The sequence below is a fragment of the Mesorhizobium sp. WSM4983 genome (genome assembly GCF_029625765.1).
Taxonomy (GTDB): Bacteria; Pseudomonadota; Alphaproteobacteria; order Rhizobiales; family Rhizobiaceae; genus Mesorhizobium.
In genome coordinates this window covers 146,993-163,235 of record NZ_JARTVM010000003.1, presented here as the reverse complement: position 1 = coordinate 163,235, position 16,243 = coordinate 146,993, and the positions used below count along the sequence as shown (strand labels likewise).

Sequence of the window (16,243 nt, the reverse complement as noted above, 5' to 3'; positions counted from 1 at the left end):
CGGCTATTCCGCCGCCGCGCGTGCACCGGCCTTCGCCGCCGCATGCAGGCGCACGGCATCGCCGAAGGCGCGGAAGATCTTTGCCGAGTTGCTGTCCGACTTCACCCAATATTCGGGGTGCCACTGGACGCCGACGGCGAAGGCGCGAGCCTCCTTGACCGAGACGGCCTCGATCGTGCCGTCGGTCGCCAAAGCCTCGACCTGCAGTTTCGATCCGAGCCGGTCGATCGCTTGGCGATGCAGCGAGTTGACCTTGATGTCGCCGGCGCCGAACACGCCGGCGAGGCAGGTTCCAGGCTTGATCGAAATCGTCTGGTGGATGCCGAAGCGCTCGTCCTGATTGTCGCTCACCGGCGCGCGGTGATCGAGCGAGCCTTCGCGCTCCTGGATCTCGGTGCCGAGCGTCCCGCCCAGCGCCACGTTGAGCTCCTGGATGCCGCGGCAGATGGCGAGCAGCGGCACGCCGCGCTCTATCGCCTTGCGGATCAGCGGCAGCGTGGTGGAGTCGCGTGCCGGGTCGTAGGGGCCGTTGGCCTCGCTGGGATCGCCGCCATAGAGCGAGGGATGCACGTTGGATTTCGAACCCGTCACCATGACGCCGTCGACCGAGGACAGCAGCTCGTCGAAATCGAGCCGGTCGCCGAAGGACGGCACCAGGAGCGGGAACACGCCGGCGCCGGCGATCGCCGCTTCGATATATTGCTGGGGCGCGGCATGCCATGTGTAGTTGTCGAACTGGCGGACATCGGTTGAGACGGCAACGAGCGGCTGCTGCATTTTGGATCCGGGTTCCATCGAGGGCTAACGAATTATTCTGCCTACAAAATAGGCGATCAGTCGGCACTTTGCCATGGCAAGTTTCGGTTCTCCGAATGGGCCAGGACGGTCGGCGTTAGACTATAGTTGCACGTTGCCCGCGGTGCTGGACTCGACATCTTGCCCGTGTATTGTTTCGCGCAGCCGATCAGGGCACCGCGGATGTCCGAATATCGGTCTGTTGGTTCTAAACGGGAGGAAAATGCATGGATCGTCGTTCGTTCATCCGTAAGGCCGGTGCATCCGGTGTTGGTGTCGCGGCAGCGGCCGCCGCGCTTGCCACGCCGGCGATAGCCCAGTCCAATCCGAAAGTGACCTGGCGGCTGGCATCGTCCTTCCCGAAATCGCTCGACACGATCTATGGCGGTGCGGAAGTGTTCTCAAAAATGCTGTCGGAAGCGACCGACGGCAATTTCCAGGTTCAGGTCTTCGCCTCGGGCGAGCTCGTTCCCGGCCTGCAGGCGGCCGACGCCACCGCCGCAGGCACCGTCGAGGCATGCCACACGGTGGCATATTACTATTGGGGCAAGGACCCAACCTGGGCGCTGGGTGCCGCAGTGCCGTTCTCGCTTAACGCGCGCGGCATGAACGCTTGGCACTATCATGGCGGCGGCATTGACCTCTTCAACGAATTCCTTGCAACGCAAGGCCTATTCGGCCTGCCGGGCGGCAACACCGGCGTGCAGATGGGCGGCTGGTTCCGCAAGCAGATCAACACGGTCGCCGATCTTTCCGGCCTCAAGATGCGCATCGGCGGCTTTGCCGGCAAAGTGGTGCAGAAGCTCGGCGTCGTGCCGCAGCAGATCGCCGGCGGCGACATCTACCCGGCGCTGGAAAAGGGCACGATCGACGCCGCCGAATGGGTCGGCCCTTATGACGACGAGAAGCTCGGCTTCTACAAGGTCGCGCCCTACTACTACTATCCCGGCTGGTGGGAAGGCGGCCCGACCGTGCATCTGATGTTCAACAAGGCCAAATACGAGGAATTGTCGCCCGCCTACAAGTCGCTGGTGCACACGGCCGCGCAAGCCGCCGACGCCAACATGCTGCAGAAATACGACTACCTCAATCCGGCGGCGGTGAAGCGGCTGGTCGCCAGCGGCGCCAAGCTGGCCCCCTTCAGCCAGGAAATCATGGCTGCCTGCTTCGAAAAGGCCAACGAAGTCTATGCCGAAATGGAGGCCAACAACGCGCCGTTCAAGAAGATCTGGGAATCCATCAAAGGCTTCCGCAAGGAGCACTATCTCTGGGCCCAGGTCGCCGAATACAACTACGATACCTTCATGATGGTGCAGCAGCGTAACGGCAAGCTGTAGCCGGGGATTAGCCCTCTCCCCTATGGTGACGGGGAGAGGGCGCTGTCACCGCCGGTTTCGCCAATCGCCAACGTTGCAGGACTTCAGGTCCGGCCCGGCACGACCAGCACCTTGACCTCGCCGGGGGCGGCTGGGTTCGAGATCACCTGCGGCGCCTCTTCGAGTGGCACCTGCCTGGAAATCAGCTTGTCGATCTCGATCGCGCCGGACGCGATGAGGTCCGCGGCGCGTCGATGCGTGAAGGGATTGATGAAGGACCCGAGGACCTTCAACTCCCGGAACAGCACGTCGAAAGGCTCGAAAGCCACCTTCTGCCCCTGCGGCATCACGCCGACGATCACCACCGTGCCTCCGGCCTTGGCAATTCGCATCGACTGCTCGACCGTGTCGCGAACCCCGGCGCATTCCAGCACCACGTCGACGCCGCCCGGCACAAGCCCGGCTTTTCCGGCGATGGCCTCGATGGGATCGACGGCGCTTGGATCGACCGTAGCGGTCGCGCCGAGTTCTTCGGCCAGCGCGCGGCGCGAGGCCTGCCTGGTCGATAGGATGATGGTCGCGGCACCGGCAAGCTTCGCCAATTGCACGGTGAGCAGGCCGATGACGCCGCCGCCGAGCACCACCACCGAGTCGCCGGGCCTGATTCCGGCGAGGTCGATGCCGTGCAGGCAGCAGGCCAGCGGCTCGCAGAAGGCGCCATGCGTCGGCTGGAGGTTGCCGGGCAGGAGGAAGGCCTGGCCTTGCGGCATCACGACATAATCGGCGAAACCGCCGTCCCGGTGGATGCCGATGGCCCTGAGATTGCTGCACAAATTGACGCGGCCGGCCCGGCACTGGCTGCAGCGCCCGCAGGCGATGTTGGGGTCGCCCGTGACCCGATCGCCGACGGCGATGCCGGACACCGCGTCGCCGACCGCCTCGACGATGCCGCAGAATTCGTGGCCAAGCGTGACCGGCGGCGTGCACGGGAATTCGCCATGGAACAGGTGGCGGTCCGTGCCGCAGACGCCGCAGGCTTCGATCCGCACCAGAACATCCTCCGGCCCCGGCGCAGGTTTGTCGACCGCACGAAGGGCGATGCCGCCGATTGCTTCCAGCCGTACGGCTCTCATGACTTGGTCACCTCAGTTGAAACTCGGCGGCTTGGAAAGATCGGGTGCCGGCGTCGCCGGCTTGGCGGGGGCCGTATCGCCGAAATTCGGCGGCTGTGACAAGTCCGGGGTGCCAGGCGCGGCGGGCGCCGAGCCGCCACTGGCGGGCGCCGCGCCATTGTCGCCCGGCGGCGTGCCGAGCGGCGCAAGTCCCGGCATGTCCGGCAGCTTGAGGTCGATCGTGCTCGGCTCGACCGCGGTGCCCTTGTAGCGCATTACCATTTGCGGGAAGGCGATGGTAAGCCCGATCATGATCACCTGGATACAGACGAACGGCACCGCGCCCCAGTAGATCTGGCCGGTGGTGACCGGCGCGATCTGCTTGCCGGTGATGCGGTCGAGATAGGGCACGCGCGCCGCGACCGAACGCAGGTAGAACAGCGCGAAGCCGAACGGCGGATGCATGAAGCTGGTCTGCATGTTCACGCCAAGCAGCACGCCGAACCAGATCAGGTCGATGCCGAGCTTGTCGGCGGCGGGCGCCAGCAACGGCACGATGATGAAGGCGAGCTCGAAGAAGTCGAGGAAGAAGGCGAGCACGAAAACCAGCACGTTGACGCCGATCAGGAAGCCGGTCTCGCCGCCCGGCAGCGAGGTCAAGAGATGCTCGACCCAGATATGGCCGTTGACGCCGTAGAAGGTGAGCGAGAAGACGCGCGCGCCGATCAGGATGAACAGCACGAAGGCGGAGAGCCGCGTCGTCGAGGCCAGCGCCTGCTTGATGACATCCATCGTCAGTCGCCCCTTGAAGCCCGCCATGATCAGCGCGCCGACGGCGCCCATGGCGCCACCCTCGGTTGGGGTGGCGATGCCGAGGAAGATGGTGCCCAGCACCAGGAAGATCAGCGCCAGCGGCGGGATCAGCACGATCACCACCTGCTGTGCCAGCTTGGACATCATGTTGATGTGGAGGCGCTGGTCGGCGATCGCCACGATGTAGATGACGATCACGCCGACGGTGGCGCCAAGGATGTCCGCATTGTCGCCATGAGTCGGCGCGAGGTAACGATAGGCCGCATAGGAAATCGCGCCGGTCACCAGCAGCGCCACGATCAGCGAAATCACGCCGTGGCCGAGCGTGCGGGCCTCGAGCGGCAATGCCGGCATCGAGTTCGGCCGGACGATCGACATGATCAGGATGTAGAGCATGTAGATGCCGGTCAAAACGAGGCCGGGGATCAGCGCGCCCGCATACATGTCGCCCACCGAGCGTCCAAGCTGGTCGGCCAGCACAATCAGCACCAGCGAGGGGGGGATGATCTGGGCCAGTGTGCCGGAAGCCGCGATAACGCCCGAGGCGAGGCGCCGGTCGTAGCCGTAGCGCAGCATGATCGGCAGCGAGATCAGCCCCATGGCGATGACGGAGGCCGCCACCACGCCGGTCGTTGCGGCAAGCAGTGCGCCGACGAAGATCACCGCATAGGCAAGCCCGCCGCGGATCGGGCCGAACAGCTGCCCGACCGTGTCGAGCAGGTCCTCGGCCATGCCGGATCGCTCCAGCACGATTCCCATGAAAGTGAAGAATGGAATGGCCAGCAGCGTGTCGTTCGACATCACCCTTGTGCCGTAGAAATTATCCGGCAGCGCATGCAGCAGAGGCCAGGCGAGGTTGATCGAGCCGCCGGAATAGGGCGACAAGAGCACGCCGATGAAGAAGAACAACAGGCCGTTCGCAGCGAGCGAGAAGGCGACGGGGTAGCCGATCAAAAGGAAGATGATCAGCGAGGCGAACATGATCGGCGCCATGTTCTGCGCGATGAACTCGATCATGAGCGCACCTCGCCGGACAGCGCCTTGGCTTCTTCGGCAAGCGCTTCGGCCTCGAGCTTGGCCTGGTCGTGGGCCGAGACATAGGGAGTGGGATCCTCCATGTCGCCGCGCATGATGGCGATCTTCTTGATGATCTCCGAGACACCCTGGATGGCCAGCAGCAAGAAGCCGACGAGCAGGATGGCCTTGGCCGGCCAGACGATCAGCCCGCCGGCATTGGTCGACATCTCGCCGCTGCGGAAGGACAGCGACACGTAAGGCACGAAGTAGATCACCATCAGCACCACGAACGGCATCAGGAAGAGGAGATGGCCGAGGAGGTCGATCCAGTGCTGCACGCGGCGGGGGAACATGCCGTAGACGATGTCGATGCGGATATGGTCGTTCTGTTTCAGCGTATAGGCGGCGGCCAGCATGAAGGCGGCGCCGAACAGATACCACTGCAGTTCGAGCCAGGCGTTGGAGGAGATGTCGAACACCTTGCGGATGACGGCGTTGCCGGCGCTCACCAGGATCGCAAGCAGGATCAGCCACGAGACCCAGCGGCCGATGAACTCGTTGATGCGGTCGATCGTCGTGGATAGAGCGAGCAGCCCTGCCATGCATTTCCTCCCTCGCGCACCGGCCCCGAGAATCGCGTTCGATTTCGGAAAGCACGATGCCTAACTCAAAGTGCTGGCGCCGCGCCCGAGTCCCCCTCCGGTGTCGCTTCGCTTGGTCCAACGGTATGCAGTGCGTGGCCCGGATGGTCAACATGGCAAAGCACGTGCCGGCGATCCACGCGGCGAGCAACGGTAAAAACCGGTCACCTCACGGCGCGTCATGCAACCAAAGTCTGATGGGTTTCAGGCGACCTTGGCCTGGTCGCGGCCGGCGCCGATCAGCACCAGCATGGCGACGAGGAAGAGGTATATCCAGCCGTCGCGCCATTCGAGCGGGAAATAACCGGCCCACAGCGATTCGGCCATGCCGAAGGCCGCGGCACCGAGAGCAGCCTTGAGCGGCGACAAGTAGCCGCCGACCGCCGTCACGAACAGGATCTTGAGGCCGTAGACGAGGCCCGTGCCGAAGCTGATGTTGCCGTAATAGATGCCGGCGAGCATGCCGGCAAAAGCCGCGCAGAAGCCGCCATAGAGCACCGCGCGGCGGAACACCGCGGTCACATCGATGCCACACATCGCGGCCGCCTTCGGGTCATCGGACACGGCCCGCCAGGCGCGTCCGAAGCGCGAATGCGAAAACAGCCACGCGGTCACCGCCACCATCGCCATCACCGCCGCGCAATCCAAGAGCTGGATAACGGTCAGCGTCACCTTGAAGCCGGCACCCTGCGCGAAGACGACGGGCTGGGCGAGCATCGGCGGCAGCCAGAGATCATGGGTGTCGGCGGCGATGCGGCTTGCTTCCGACAGGAACAGCAAGATGCCGAGCGTCGTCACCACGATGGCGTTGGGCGACCGGTCCGCCAGCCTCTCGAACACGCTGCGCGACAGCACCTGGCTGATCAGCGCCGCATAGAGCAGGGCAGCAACGATACCTAGCGCGACCGAGGCAAACAGCGTCAGCCACAGCGCCTGATAGCCGAAGGCGGCGGTCAGGATCATGGTGTGGCCGCAAAAGGCAAACAGCGCGCCATAGGCAAGGTTGGTGCGGTGCAGGATTCCGTTGGTCAGCACGTAGCCGAAGGCGAGCAGCGCATAGAGCGCGCCCGAATGCAGGCCGTTCAGCACCTGCTGATAGAAATAGAGCATGGAGCATCCCTAGGGCCGCGCGAACTGGTCCCCGTTTCGAACGTTGCATCCGAAATCTAACTTGTCAAATACGTTTTATCGGTTAGATTTCCGGCATGACGGTATCCTGGACCCCGCACCGCTTCACCGGCGGCATCCTCGCGCTCGACACGGCGAACACGGTCGTCCTGCGCAACGACCCCGGAAAGACCTTCGACCGTTTCGCTGATCCCGCCGAGATCGCCCGCTTCGCCGAGGCGGCGAGCGGCTTTCGCGCCGCCGAGCTTGGCGGCCGGCGGCTGGAGGCCCCTGAACCGGGCGGCATCGCCGCGGTCGTGCTGTCGATACGCGAGGCGACGGACCGCCTGTTCCGCCATGCCATAGCGAAAGGCGCGATCGCCGCCGGCCATCTGCCGGATTTCCTGACCGCCTGCGCCAACGGCCTCTCCGGCAGCAGCATCGAGATCGGCGCACCGGGCAGGCCCTTTGGCGATCCGGCGACGCCGATAGCGTTCGAGGCGGCTTTGGCCGTCTCGGCGCTTTCGCTGCTGCGCGACGACACCGTTGCCAGGCTCAGGATCTGTCCGAACTGCAGCTGGCTCTTCGTCGACCGCAGCCGCAACTCAAGCCGCCTCTGGTGCGACATGACCGTCTGCGGCAACCGCCAGAAAGCGAACCGCTATTATCGCCGCCGCACGGCGGCCAGGGAGGCCACCAATGCTTAGAAAATTCCGTTCGATCGCTCTCGGCGCGGCCCTGATCGCCGCGACGGCGCTCGGCGCCTGCCGCGACACCGGCAAGGAGCAGCTCTTCGCCATTTCCGGCAAGCTGTTCGAGTTCAACTACCGGCTTGGCATCGCCACCTATGTCATCACGCTGAGACCGCTGCGGCCGATGGGCGAGGGACAGATTGCGGTGGTGAATTTCCAGAATCCGGCCGGCGGCGACCCGCTCATCGTCAACCAGAAGATCTGGCCGAAGCTCCCGCATATCACCTTGACCAGCCCGCCGCTCACCTGCGTGGTCAAGGACAAGCCCTATTCCGTCACGATCCGCATCGAGGATTCGAGCGGCACGTTGCTTCAAAGCCTCGAGACGACGATGACCTCCTCGGCGGACCAGACCATGCTGCCGGACCGGCCGCTGGTAATCGGGCCGAAATACGAGCTCAACCCGGACCTTGCCGGGCACCCCGACGGCAAGCTGCCGGATGCGCCCAAGCCGGATTGCTCGAAAGCGGCGTGAGGCCCGCTGGACTGGTTGAAATTTTCGTGCGCTGCAAAGCGTTTAGCGTGCGATTGAATGCGGCGGCCGTTTCCAGCGGGACCGTTTGTTGCGTGCGCTCTGGCCGCTGCGATTTCGTTTGACCTGTCCCGCAAGGGAAGAAAGACTGCGGCCTCTCACTCCGACGTTGGCCGCCGATCCGCGGCGCGCCTCCGCAGAGGACATGCCTGATGACGCTGCATGACGTCGCGCTCGACGACAAGTTCGACCTTGCCAAGGAGCGCGTTTTCCTGTCCGGGGCGCAAGCCGTCGTGCGCATGCTTTTGATGCAGCGCGAGCGCGACCGCCGCGCCGGCCTCAACACCGCTGGCTTCGTCTCCGGCTATCGCGGCTCACCGCTCGGCGGCCTCGACATGCAGCTGTGGAAGGCGAAGCGGCAGCTTGCGCAGGCCGACATCGTCTTTCAGCCGGGCCTCAACGAAGAGCTCGCCGCCACCGCCTGCTGGGGCTCGCAGCAGACCGAGCTGCTCGGCGAAGGCACCCATGACGGCGTCTTTGCCGTCTGGTACGGCAAGGGGCCGGGCGTCGATCGCTCCGGTGACGTTTTCCGCCACGCCAATCTCGCCGGCTCGTCGAGAAATGGCGGCGTTCTCGCCCTGATGGGTGACGACCACATGGCCGAATCCTCGACGAACGCACATGCCACCGAATTCCTGTTCGTCGATACCATGGTGCCGATCCTCAACCCCGCCGGCGTCCAGGAGATCATAGACTACGGTCTCTTTGGCTTCGCCATGTCGCGTTTCGCCGGCACCTGGGCGGCGATCAAATGCGTCAAGGACAACATCGAATCGACCGCTTCGGTCGACGCCTCGATCGCGCGGCTGAACATCGTCATTCCCGACTTCGACATGCCGCCGGGCGGCCTCAACATCCGCCACGAGATCGACATGCTCGGCCAGGAGGAGCGCCTGCATGAGCACAAGCGCGCCGCCGCCTCCGCCTTCATCCAGGCCAACGGGCTCAATCGGACCGTCTATTCGGGCGGCCGCAAGCCGAAGCTCGGTATCATCACCATAGGCAAGAGCTATCTCGACGTCCGCCAGGCGCTGGAGGATATCGGCATCGACGAAAAGGCCGCCAATCGCTTCGGCATCCGCCTGTTCAAGGTCGGCTGCCCCTGGCCGCTCGACTATCAGCATATCGCCGACTTCGCCCACGGCCTCGAGACCATCGTCGTCGTCGAGGAGAAGCGCTCGTTGATCGAGGTGCAGTTGCGCGAGAACCTCTACGGCTCCGCTATTCAGCCTGCCATCGTCGGCAAGAAGGACGAGCGCGGGGACTGGCTGTTTCCGGCAAAGGGCGCGCTCGACCCGAACGAGATCGCGATCGCGCTCGGCGAGCGTATCCTGCGTACCATCGGCCCCTCGGAGGAGATCGCGGCGCGGGTGGCGAAGCTGCGCCAGTTCCAGGCGATGCTCGCCGATACCGTCGACATCGGTTCGCGCACGCCGTTTTTCTGCTCGGGCTGCCCGCACAATTCCTCGACCAAGGTGCCGGAGGGCTCGCTTGCCGCCGCCGGCATCGGCTGCCACTTCATGGCGCTGTGGATGGACCGGAACACGGTCGGCTTCACCGCCATGGGCGGCGAGGGCGCGCAATGGGTCGGCCAGGCGCCGTTCTCCAAGCGCGGCCATATCTTCCAGAATCTCGGCGACGGCACCTACAACCACTCCGGCGCGCTGGCGATCCGCTTTGCGCTCTCCTCAGGCGCCAACATCACCTACAAGATCCTCTACAATGACGCAGTCGCCATGACCGGCGGCCAGCCGCACGAAGGTGGCCTCACCGTCGATATGATCGCCAAACAGGTGCGCGCCGAGGGCGTCGAGCGCATCGCCGTCGTCACCGACGAGCCGGCCAAATATGCCGGCAAGGCCGATTTCCCGCCCGGCGCCACGATCCATCACCGCGACGACCTCGACCTCGTCCAGCGCGAGCTGCGCGAGGTCAAGGGCGTGTCGGTGCTTCTCTATGACCAGACCTGCGCCGCGGAAAAGCGCCGGCGCCGCAAGCGCGGCACCTTCCCCGATCCCGACAAGCGCGTCTTCATCAACGAACTGGTCTGCGAAGGCTGCGGCGATTGCGGCGTGCAGTCGAACTGCGTCTCGATCCAGCCGGTCGAGACCGAATTCGGCCGCAAGCGCCGGATCGACCAGTCGAGCTGCAACAAGGATTTTTCCTGCCTCAACGGCTTCTGCCCCTCTTTCGTGACGGTGCATGGCGGCAAGATCAGGAAGGCCGAGGGGATTGCCGGCAAGAGCGATCCGCTCGAAGGCGTGCCGTCACCCGCCGAATTTCCACTCGGATCTCAGGGCTGGGCGGCGATCATCGACGGTGTCGGCGGCACCGGCGTCGTCACCATCGGCGCGGTGCTGGGCATGGCTGCCCATATCGAGGGCAAGGGCTGCGGCATGATCGACATGGCGGGCCTTGCCCAGAAGGGCGGCTCGGTCTTCACCCATGTCCGCATCGCCCGGACGCCCGAGGACATCCACGCCATCCGCGTTTCCGCTGGCAAGGCCGATCTTGTGCTTGGCTGCGACCTCGTCGTCTCCGGCGCCAAAAAGGTGCTCGCCGCGGTGCGCGAGGGCCATACCATGTTCCTCGCCAACACCGCCGAGATCATGCCCGGCGAATTCACCCGTTCCGCCGATTTTTCGCTGCCGGTCGAGCGGCTGAAGAAGGCGATCCGTGCCGCCGCCGGCGACGACAAGGCCCACTTCTTCGATGCCACCCGCACGGCGACCGCGCTGTTCGGCAATTCGCTCGGCGCCAACATGTTCATGCTCGGCTTCGCCTTCCAGCATGGCGGGCTGCCGCTCTCGGCCGAAGCCGTTGAAAAAGCGATAGAATTGAACGGCGAAGCGGTGGTGATGAACATCGCCGCCTTTCGCTGGGGCCGTCGTGCCGCGCACCAGCCGGATTTCGTGCGCGGCCTGGTCGATCATACCGGCAAGCCGGCATCGGCACCCGCCGAAACGCTCGACGACATTGTCGCCCGGCGGGTGGCTTTCCTCACCGCCTACCAGAACGCCGCCTATGGCAAGCGCTATTCCAACAGGATCGCGGCCCTGCGCGCAGCCGAGGCGACAGCGGTTCCCGGCTCGACGGCCGTCACCGAGGCGGCCGCGAAAAACCTCTTCAAGCTGATGGCGATCAAGGACGAGTATGAGGTGGCCCGGCTTTACACGGACGGCAGCTTCGCCGCCGATCTCGCAAGGCAGTTCCAAAGCTACGAAAAGCTGGAATTTCACCTCGCGCCGCCGATCCTCGGGCGGCGCGGCAATGACGGCAAGCCGAGGAAATCGAGTTTCGGCCCGTGTATGATGAAGGCATTTCGCCTGCTTGCTGTCATGAGAGGCCTGCGCGGCACCGCGTTCGACCTGTTCGGCCATACCGCCGAACGGCGCGCCGAGCGGCAACTGCTTGCGCAATACGAGGCCGATCTCGATCTGATCGCCGCAGCACTTGCGCCGGGCAAGGTCGAGGCCGCCGCCGCTCTGGCCTCCGTTCCGGCGCTCATCCGCGGCTATGGCCATGTCCAGCAGGCCAGCGCCGCCAAGGCGTCCGAAGAGCGCTCCAGGCTGCTGCAGCGGCTGACCGAGGCCGCTCCGGTGCCCGTTCTCAGCGCTGCCGAGTGATTGCGCCAGACCAATCCCGAAGTTTTCGTCGGTCGGCCTAAAGTGCCTCGCGTCGAAATGGATCCAGGCGAGGCGCTTTAGGCCTTTGTTCGATGCAGGTCGTTCTCCCAAAACCGCTGCGCACTTGTGGGCGACATGCGTTAGGTCCTTTGTGCCCTTGGCCGGCAGACCGAAGCCGCTGCTCAAGGCGGTTCTGTTCTAAGCCTTTCTTAAGGCGGTTGTGTCATGACAAGGCTTAGCGTTGGGCCGACCCTATGGGCAAAACAAAGACCGAAAGCATCCCCGCGGATGTTTATATCCAATTTGTGCGGTCGTTGTTCGACAACGCGCACATGTTGTTGATCGGTGGCGCGTGCTACTGGATCCTCGGATTCATGATCTATCTGCGCACCCACAATCCCCTGTTCCTGGCGTTTTCTTTTGCCCTGCTTTCCGTCAGCCTTATCCGTTACGTCGGCATTCGCGGCTTCCTGAGGACAGGCGGCGCGATTGCCGATGTCGAACACGCGCAGCGGTTGGAGCGCAGCTACATCCTGAAGGGCTGCCTTCAGGGTCTCGGATTGGGCGCGCTGTGTTTCGTGTCGATCTACATATATCCCGAACCGTTCGCCGAGCTCGCGGCAATGTCGCTCACGCTGGCGACCCTGGTCACCGTTGTCGCCCGCAACTATGGGTCGCCGCGCATGGTGCGGATCTTTTCCGTGACCTTCATCGGTCCGGCGGCTCTCGCGCTCCTGCTACGCATGGACGCGCCCTCCGTCGTCCTCGGCCTGATGATCATCCCGATGACGTTCATCACCATCACCGGCGCCGATCATGTCCGCAACGTGCTGTTCTCGGCGGTTATCGGCCACAAGCAGGCGAGAAACCTGACGCGCAGGTTCGACCGCGCGCTCAACACGATGTCGCACGGCCTGGTCATGCTCGGCCCCGACGGGCGCGTCGCCGTCGCCAATGCCGAGGCCGCCCATCTGATGTCGCTGAAATCGGCCGACGCGCTGCTCGGGCGCTCGATCCACGGCCTTCTGATGCGCGGCGTCGCCGGCGGCATGCTGGCACCGAAGGATTGCCGGTACATCGAGGCGCAGCTGACGCGCGCCTTGCGCGAGGGCCGGGACCGCAAGGTGCTCGTGTCGCTCGCCAATGGCCAGCACTACGAGTTCTCCGCGCGCGAAGGCAGCCAGGAACTCGGCGTCATCACCTTCGAGGACGTCACGGCGCGCGTCGAGGCGGAGGAAAAGATCCGCTTCATGGCGCGCTACGACAACCTCACCGGCCTGCCGAACCGTGCCTATTTCCACGAGCTGGTCGGCGAGGCCATGGCGTCCGGCGACCGCGACCGGCTCTGCGGCTTGGCGGTGCTCGACCTTGATGATTTCAAGAGCGTCAACGACACGCTCGGCCACCCGGTCGGCGACGGTTTGATCTACGCCGTAGCCGAGCGGCTGGCAGCGGTCGCCGGGCCGGGCATCAATGTCAGCCGCTTCGGCGGCGACGAATTCATGATCTATTTCGACCGCATCGAGGATGAGAGCCATCTCAGCAGCCTGCTCGACGAGATCTTCGCCGGCCTGCAGGGCGAAGTCGACGTCGCCGGTCACGGCCTGCGCATCCAGACCAGCGGCGGCGCGGTGTTGTCCGTGGTCAAGGACACCGACGTTGACGGCATGATCGTCAAGGCGGACCTCGCGCTCTACAAAGCCAAGGAGCTCGGCAAGAACAGCTGGCGGCTGTTCGAGGCATCGATGGACGCCGCCTTCCGCAATCGCCAGCTGATGAAGGCCGATCTGCGCAGCGCCGTGCAAGCCAAGGAGTTGCGCGTCGTCTACCAGCCGATCGTGTCGATGAGCACCATGCGCATCGCCAGCTGCGAGGCGCTCTGCCGCTGGGATCATCCCGATCTCGGCCCGATTTCGCCGGGCGTCTTCATTCCGCTGGCCGAGGAGATGGGCATCATCTCCGAGATCAGCTCTTTCGTGCTGCAGGCGGCCTGCGCCGAATGCGCCAAATGGCCGGCCCAGACCAGCGTTTCGATCAACCTGTCGGCCAAGGACTTCCGCAACCGCGACGTCGTGCAGAAGGTACGTGATGCCCTGGCGGCGTCGGGCCTTGCGCCGCACCGGCTCGAGATCGAGGTGACGGAGACTGCCCTGCTCGACGACAAATCGCTGACCCGCGAGCTGATCGAAGAGCTGAAAGCGCTGGGCGTCCGCATCGCGCTCGACGACTTCGGCACCGGCTATTCCAGCCTCAGCTACCTGCACAAGCTGCCGCTCGACAAGATCAAGATTGACCGCTCCTTCCTGATCGACGTGACCCAGAGCCCCCAGTCGCTCGATCTTCTGAAGGGTATCGTCGGCTTGACCCGGACGCTGGGCCTGGTCGTCACGATCGAAGGGGTGGAGACTTTCGAGCAGCTGAAGATATTGGTGCGTTCGGTCAAGCCGGACCTCGTGCAAGGCTTCCTGTTCGGCGCCGCGCTCAGCGCGTCCGGCATCGAGACGATGTCGAACGTCACCTGGCCATTTGCCGCGGACCTGCGCCTCGCCCCCAGGCGGTCGGCCAGATAGGGAATTTCATCATTCAGGATTAAGAATGCGCGTTGCGTTGGCTACGCAGCAATTTCGTCCAATCGGAAGGTTTTGACCCGATTATTCAGGATCAAAAACTCACATTTGTTTTCTCTAAGCAATTCAATACGGCAAAGTATTTTTAGCTTGATGCCTTATATTACCGGTAGCTGCGGCAGCCAAGTCCTTTCAGCTATGGCATCTGTGAACTCCTTGACATCGGATGCGTGCCAAGGTCCGAGTGTGCGGTCGACTTTTCCACGCAACCCTTTCCGGCGCATTGTTAAGGTTAACGGAAGGTAAACCAGCAGTATCGAATTTTCGGCTTGTGTCTCATTTTGACTCGAATAGCCTGTTTACAGGCGGATACGAGGACTTGAGGATGGATGCTGCAAGAAACGATGCGCAGGCTGACGCCGGCGCAAATGCTGGCTCGGCGCTGAATCGTTCGATCATGCAATTGCTGGAGCATGTCGATTATCGTTTGATCACGGGGGGCGAGGATCTGGAGGCGATCTACCGCCTTCGCTATCAGTCCTACCTGCGCTCAGGCATGTGCGGCCCGATCGCCAGCGGGATGTTCGAGGATCGCTGGGACAACCTGCCGAATTCCTACCGGTTCGGCGTCTATTTCGATGGCCACTTGGTCAGCACGCTGCGGCTCCATTACATTTCCCGCGAGCACCCCTATTCGCCCTCCGTCGACGCCTATCCGGAAATCTTGGCCGAGCGGCTTGCCCGCGGAGAAACCTTCATAGACGGAACCCGGTTCGCAACCGACGCGGATAGCGCGCCCGCGCCCGGAGTCCTGCCTTTCCTGACGCTGAGGCTCGGCATGGTGGCTTCCAGCTATTTTGGCCAGACGGCCGTGCTGACGCCGGTCAAGGTCGAACATTCCGCTTACTACGCCCGCATCTTCCATGCCGTGCAGCGGACAGAAGGCAAGGTGTTTCCGGGTGTCCTTGCGCCGATCGCCTTGTTCGAGATCCCCTGCGGTGAAAACTTGCGCCAGACGCTCGACCGCTTCCCGTTCTTCAAGTCGACGCCGGTGGAGCAGCGGATGATGTTCGCCAATCCGGCCATCAACCGGCTCACCCCTCTGTCGATCGTACCGACGGCCAAATACTATCGCGATGCCGCCTGAACGGGCGTCCTTCCGCGCATCGTGAACCTTCCCCGCGGCTCCCGCGTTACGAGTACCGGCGTCACTGATCATCGACGGCGCCGCATTCTTGCCCCAGGCTTGTCGCCGGCTCAAATCGGGTTTTTCACGGGAAGGAGTACGATTATGACCATCCACTCGCTTGCGCTCACGCCCCTGATCTCGCTGATCGCCGGCATATTGATCCTGGTGATGCCGCGCCTGCTCAACTACATCGTCGCGCTCTATCTGATCGTGGTCGGCCTGCTCGGCCTGTTTCCGCACCTCGCCGCCTAATCTATCTCGCCCGGAACTGTGCAGCGGTTCTGGGCAACGGCACCCATCAAAAAGAGCTTTGAAGCGTCTCGCCTGAATCCGATTCAGCGCGACGCGCTTTAAAGATCCACGACGCCCCTCGCCACGGCGAGGGCCTCCCATCGCAATTTTAGCTTCCACCCATTTCAACTTTCGTTTGAGGCTGTTGTCGCGGGCCGTGCGGCAATAGCGCCATTGCTCTTGCTCGGGCTTTTCGCTATGTGCCTCGAAGGCATTTTCGAAGGGGTATTCCTATGGCTGATCACACGCCGACCGGTCCTGTCGAACTGGGCGCGCAGATGGACTATGCCGAGCATGATCGTACCTACAACGCATTCCTGGCGCTCGCCAAATACGGCTCGCTCGTCTGCGCCGCCATTCTGCTGGCCATGGCCTTCGGCTTCTTCGCGGGCGGCTTCTTCTCGGCGACCATCCTGTTCATCGTGATCATGGCCGTCGGCTATTTCATTCTGCGGTAGACTTTCCAAGCCATTGCGTTCGACGTT

13 protein-coding genes are annotated in these 16,243 nt (G+C 63.8%); 8 read left to right on the top strand and 5 right to left on the bottom strand.

Annotation, left to right across the window (positions count from 1 at the left end):
• Window positions 1–3: 3 nt before the first annotated feature.
• Complete coding sequence (locus P9254_RS11690; protein WP_067324150.1) at window positions 4–777, bottom strand: gamma-glutamyl-gamma-aminobutyrate hydrolase family protein; 774 nt, start codon at window positions 775–777, stop codon at window positions 4–6.
• Window positions 778–1,022: 245 nt separating this feature from the next.
• Between P9254_RS11690 and P9254_RS11685 the strand changes: the two genes are divergently transcribed.
• A complete protein-coding gene (locus P9254_RS11685; protein WP_067003340.1) occupies window positions 1,023–2,132 on the top strand; it encodes a TRAP transporter substrate-binding protein in 1,110 nt (369 codons plus the stop codon).
• Between the two features lie 83 nt (window positions 2,133–2,215).
• Here P9254_RS11685 and P9254_RS11680 read toward each other — a convergent pair whose 3' ends face one another.
• The 4 genes from P9254_RS11680 to P9254_RS11665 all read right to left on the bottom strand — a co-directional run bounded on the left by P9254_RS11680 (window position 2,216) and on the right by P9254_RS11665 (window position 6,804).
• Window positions 2,216–3,244, bottom strand: coding sequence for a zinc-dependent alcohol dehydrogenase family protein (locus tag P9254_RS11680; protein ID WP_067324152.1), 1,029 nt, complete (start codon window positions 3,242–3,244; stop codon window positions 2,216–2,218).
• 12 nt (window positions 3,245–3,256) lie between these two features.
• The gene (locus tag P9254_RS11675; protein WP_164748276.1) at window positions 3,257–5,053 is read right to left on the bottom strand and encodes a TRAP transporter large permease; all 1,797 of its coding nucleotides are present in this window, start codon (window positions 5,051–5,053) and stop codon (window positions 3,257–3,259) included.
• On the bottom strand, window positions 5,050–5,655 hold the full coding sequence (locus tag P9254_RS11670; RefSeq protein WP_278054869.1) for a TRAP transporter small permease subunit: 606 nt from the start codon (window positions 5,653–5,655) through the stop codon (window positions 5,050–5,052). The genes P9254_RS11675 and P9254_RS11670 overlap by 4 nt, the downstream gene beginning before the upstream one ends.
• Before the next feature lie 243 nt (window positions 5,656–5,898).
• Window positions 5,899–6,804 (bottom strand): branched-chain amino acid ABC transporter permease, encoded by a 906-nt coding sequence (locus P9254_RS11665; RefSeq protein ID WP_278054868.1) that lies wholly within the window; start codon window positions 6,802–6,804, stop codon window positions 5,899–5,901.
• Between the two features lie 95 nt (window positions 6,805–6,899).
• Between P9254_RS11665 and P9254_RS11660 the strand changes: the two genes are divergently transcribed.
• The 7 genes from P9254_RS11660 (at window position 6,900) to P9254_RS11630 (ending at window position 16,216) form a co-directional block, all read left to right on the top strand.
• On the top strand, window positions 6,900–7,508 hold the full coding sequence (locus P9254_RS11660; protein WP_278054867.1) for a CGNR zinc finger domain-containing protein: 609 nt from the start codon (window positions 6,900–6,902) through the stop codon (window positions 7,506–7,508).
• Window positions 7,501–8,028, top strand: coding sequence for a hypothetical protein (locus tag P9254_RS11655; RefSeq protein WP_067324162.1), 528 nt, complete (start codon window positions 7,501–7,503; stop codon window positions 8,026–8,028). Before P9254_RS11660 ends, P9254_RS11655 begins: the two co-directional genes overlap by 8 nt.
• 176 nt (window positions 8,029–8,204) lie before the next feature.
• Window positions 8,205–11,711, top strand: a complete 3,507-nt coding sequence (locus tag P9254_RS11650) for an indolepyruvate ferredoxin oxidoreductase family protein (RefSeq protein ID WP_278055202.1) — start codon at window positions 8,205–8,207, stop codon at window positions 11,709–11,711.
• A gap of 254 nt (window positions 11,712–11,965) precedes the next feature.
• On the top strand, window positions 11,966–14,281 hold the full coding sequence (locus P9254_RS11645; protein WP_278054865.1) for a putative bifunctional diguanylate cyclase/phosphodiesterase: 2,316 nt from the start codon (window positions 11,966–11,968) through the stop codon (window positions 14,279–14,281).
• A 223-nt stretch (window positions 14,282–14,504) separates the two neighbouring features.
• Window positions 14,505–15,425: an N-acyl amino acid synthase FeeM domain-containing protein gene (locus tag P9254_RS11640; protein WP_278054863.1), complete on the top strand. Its 921-nt coding sequence runs from the start codon at window positions 14,505–14,507 to the stop codon at window positions 15,423–15,425.
• Between the two features lie 144 nt (window positions 15,426–15,569).
• Window positions 15,570–15,719 carry a DUF3096 domain-containing protein gene (locus P9254_RS11635; RefSeq protein ID WP_067003359.1) on the top strand — a complete coding sequence of 50 codons (150 nt, stop codon included), beginning with the start codon at window positions 15,570–15,572 and terminating at the stop codon, window positions 15,717–15,719.
• A gap of 272 nt (window positions 15,720–15,991) precedes the next feature.
• Entirely contained in the window at window positions 15,992–16,216 is a 225-nt protein-coding gene (locus P9254_RS11630; RefSeq protein ID WP_095799174.1) for an aa3-type cytochrome c oxidase subunit IV, read from the top strand.
• The last annotated feature ends 27 nt before the right edge of the window (window positions 16,217–16,243 follow it).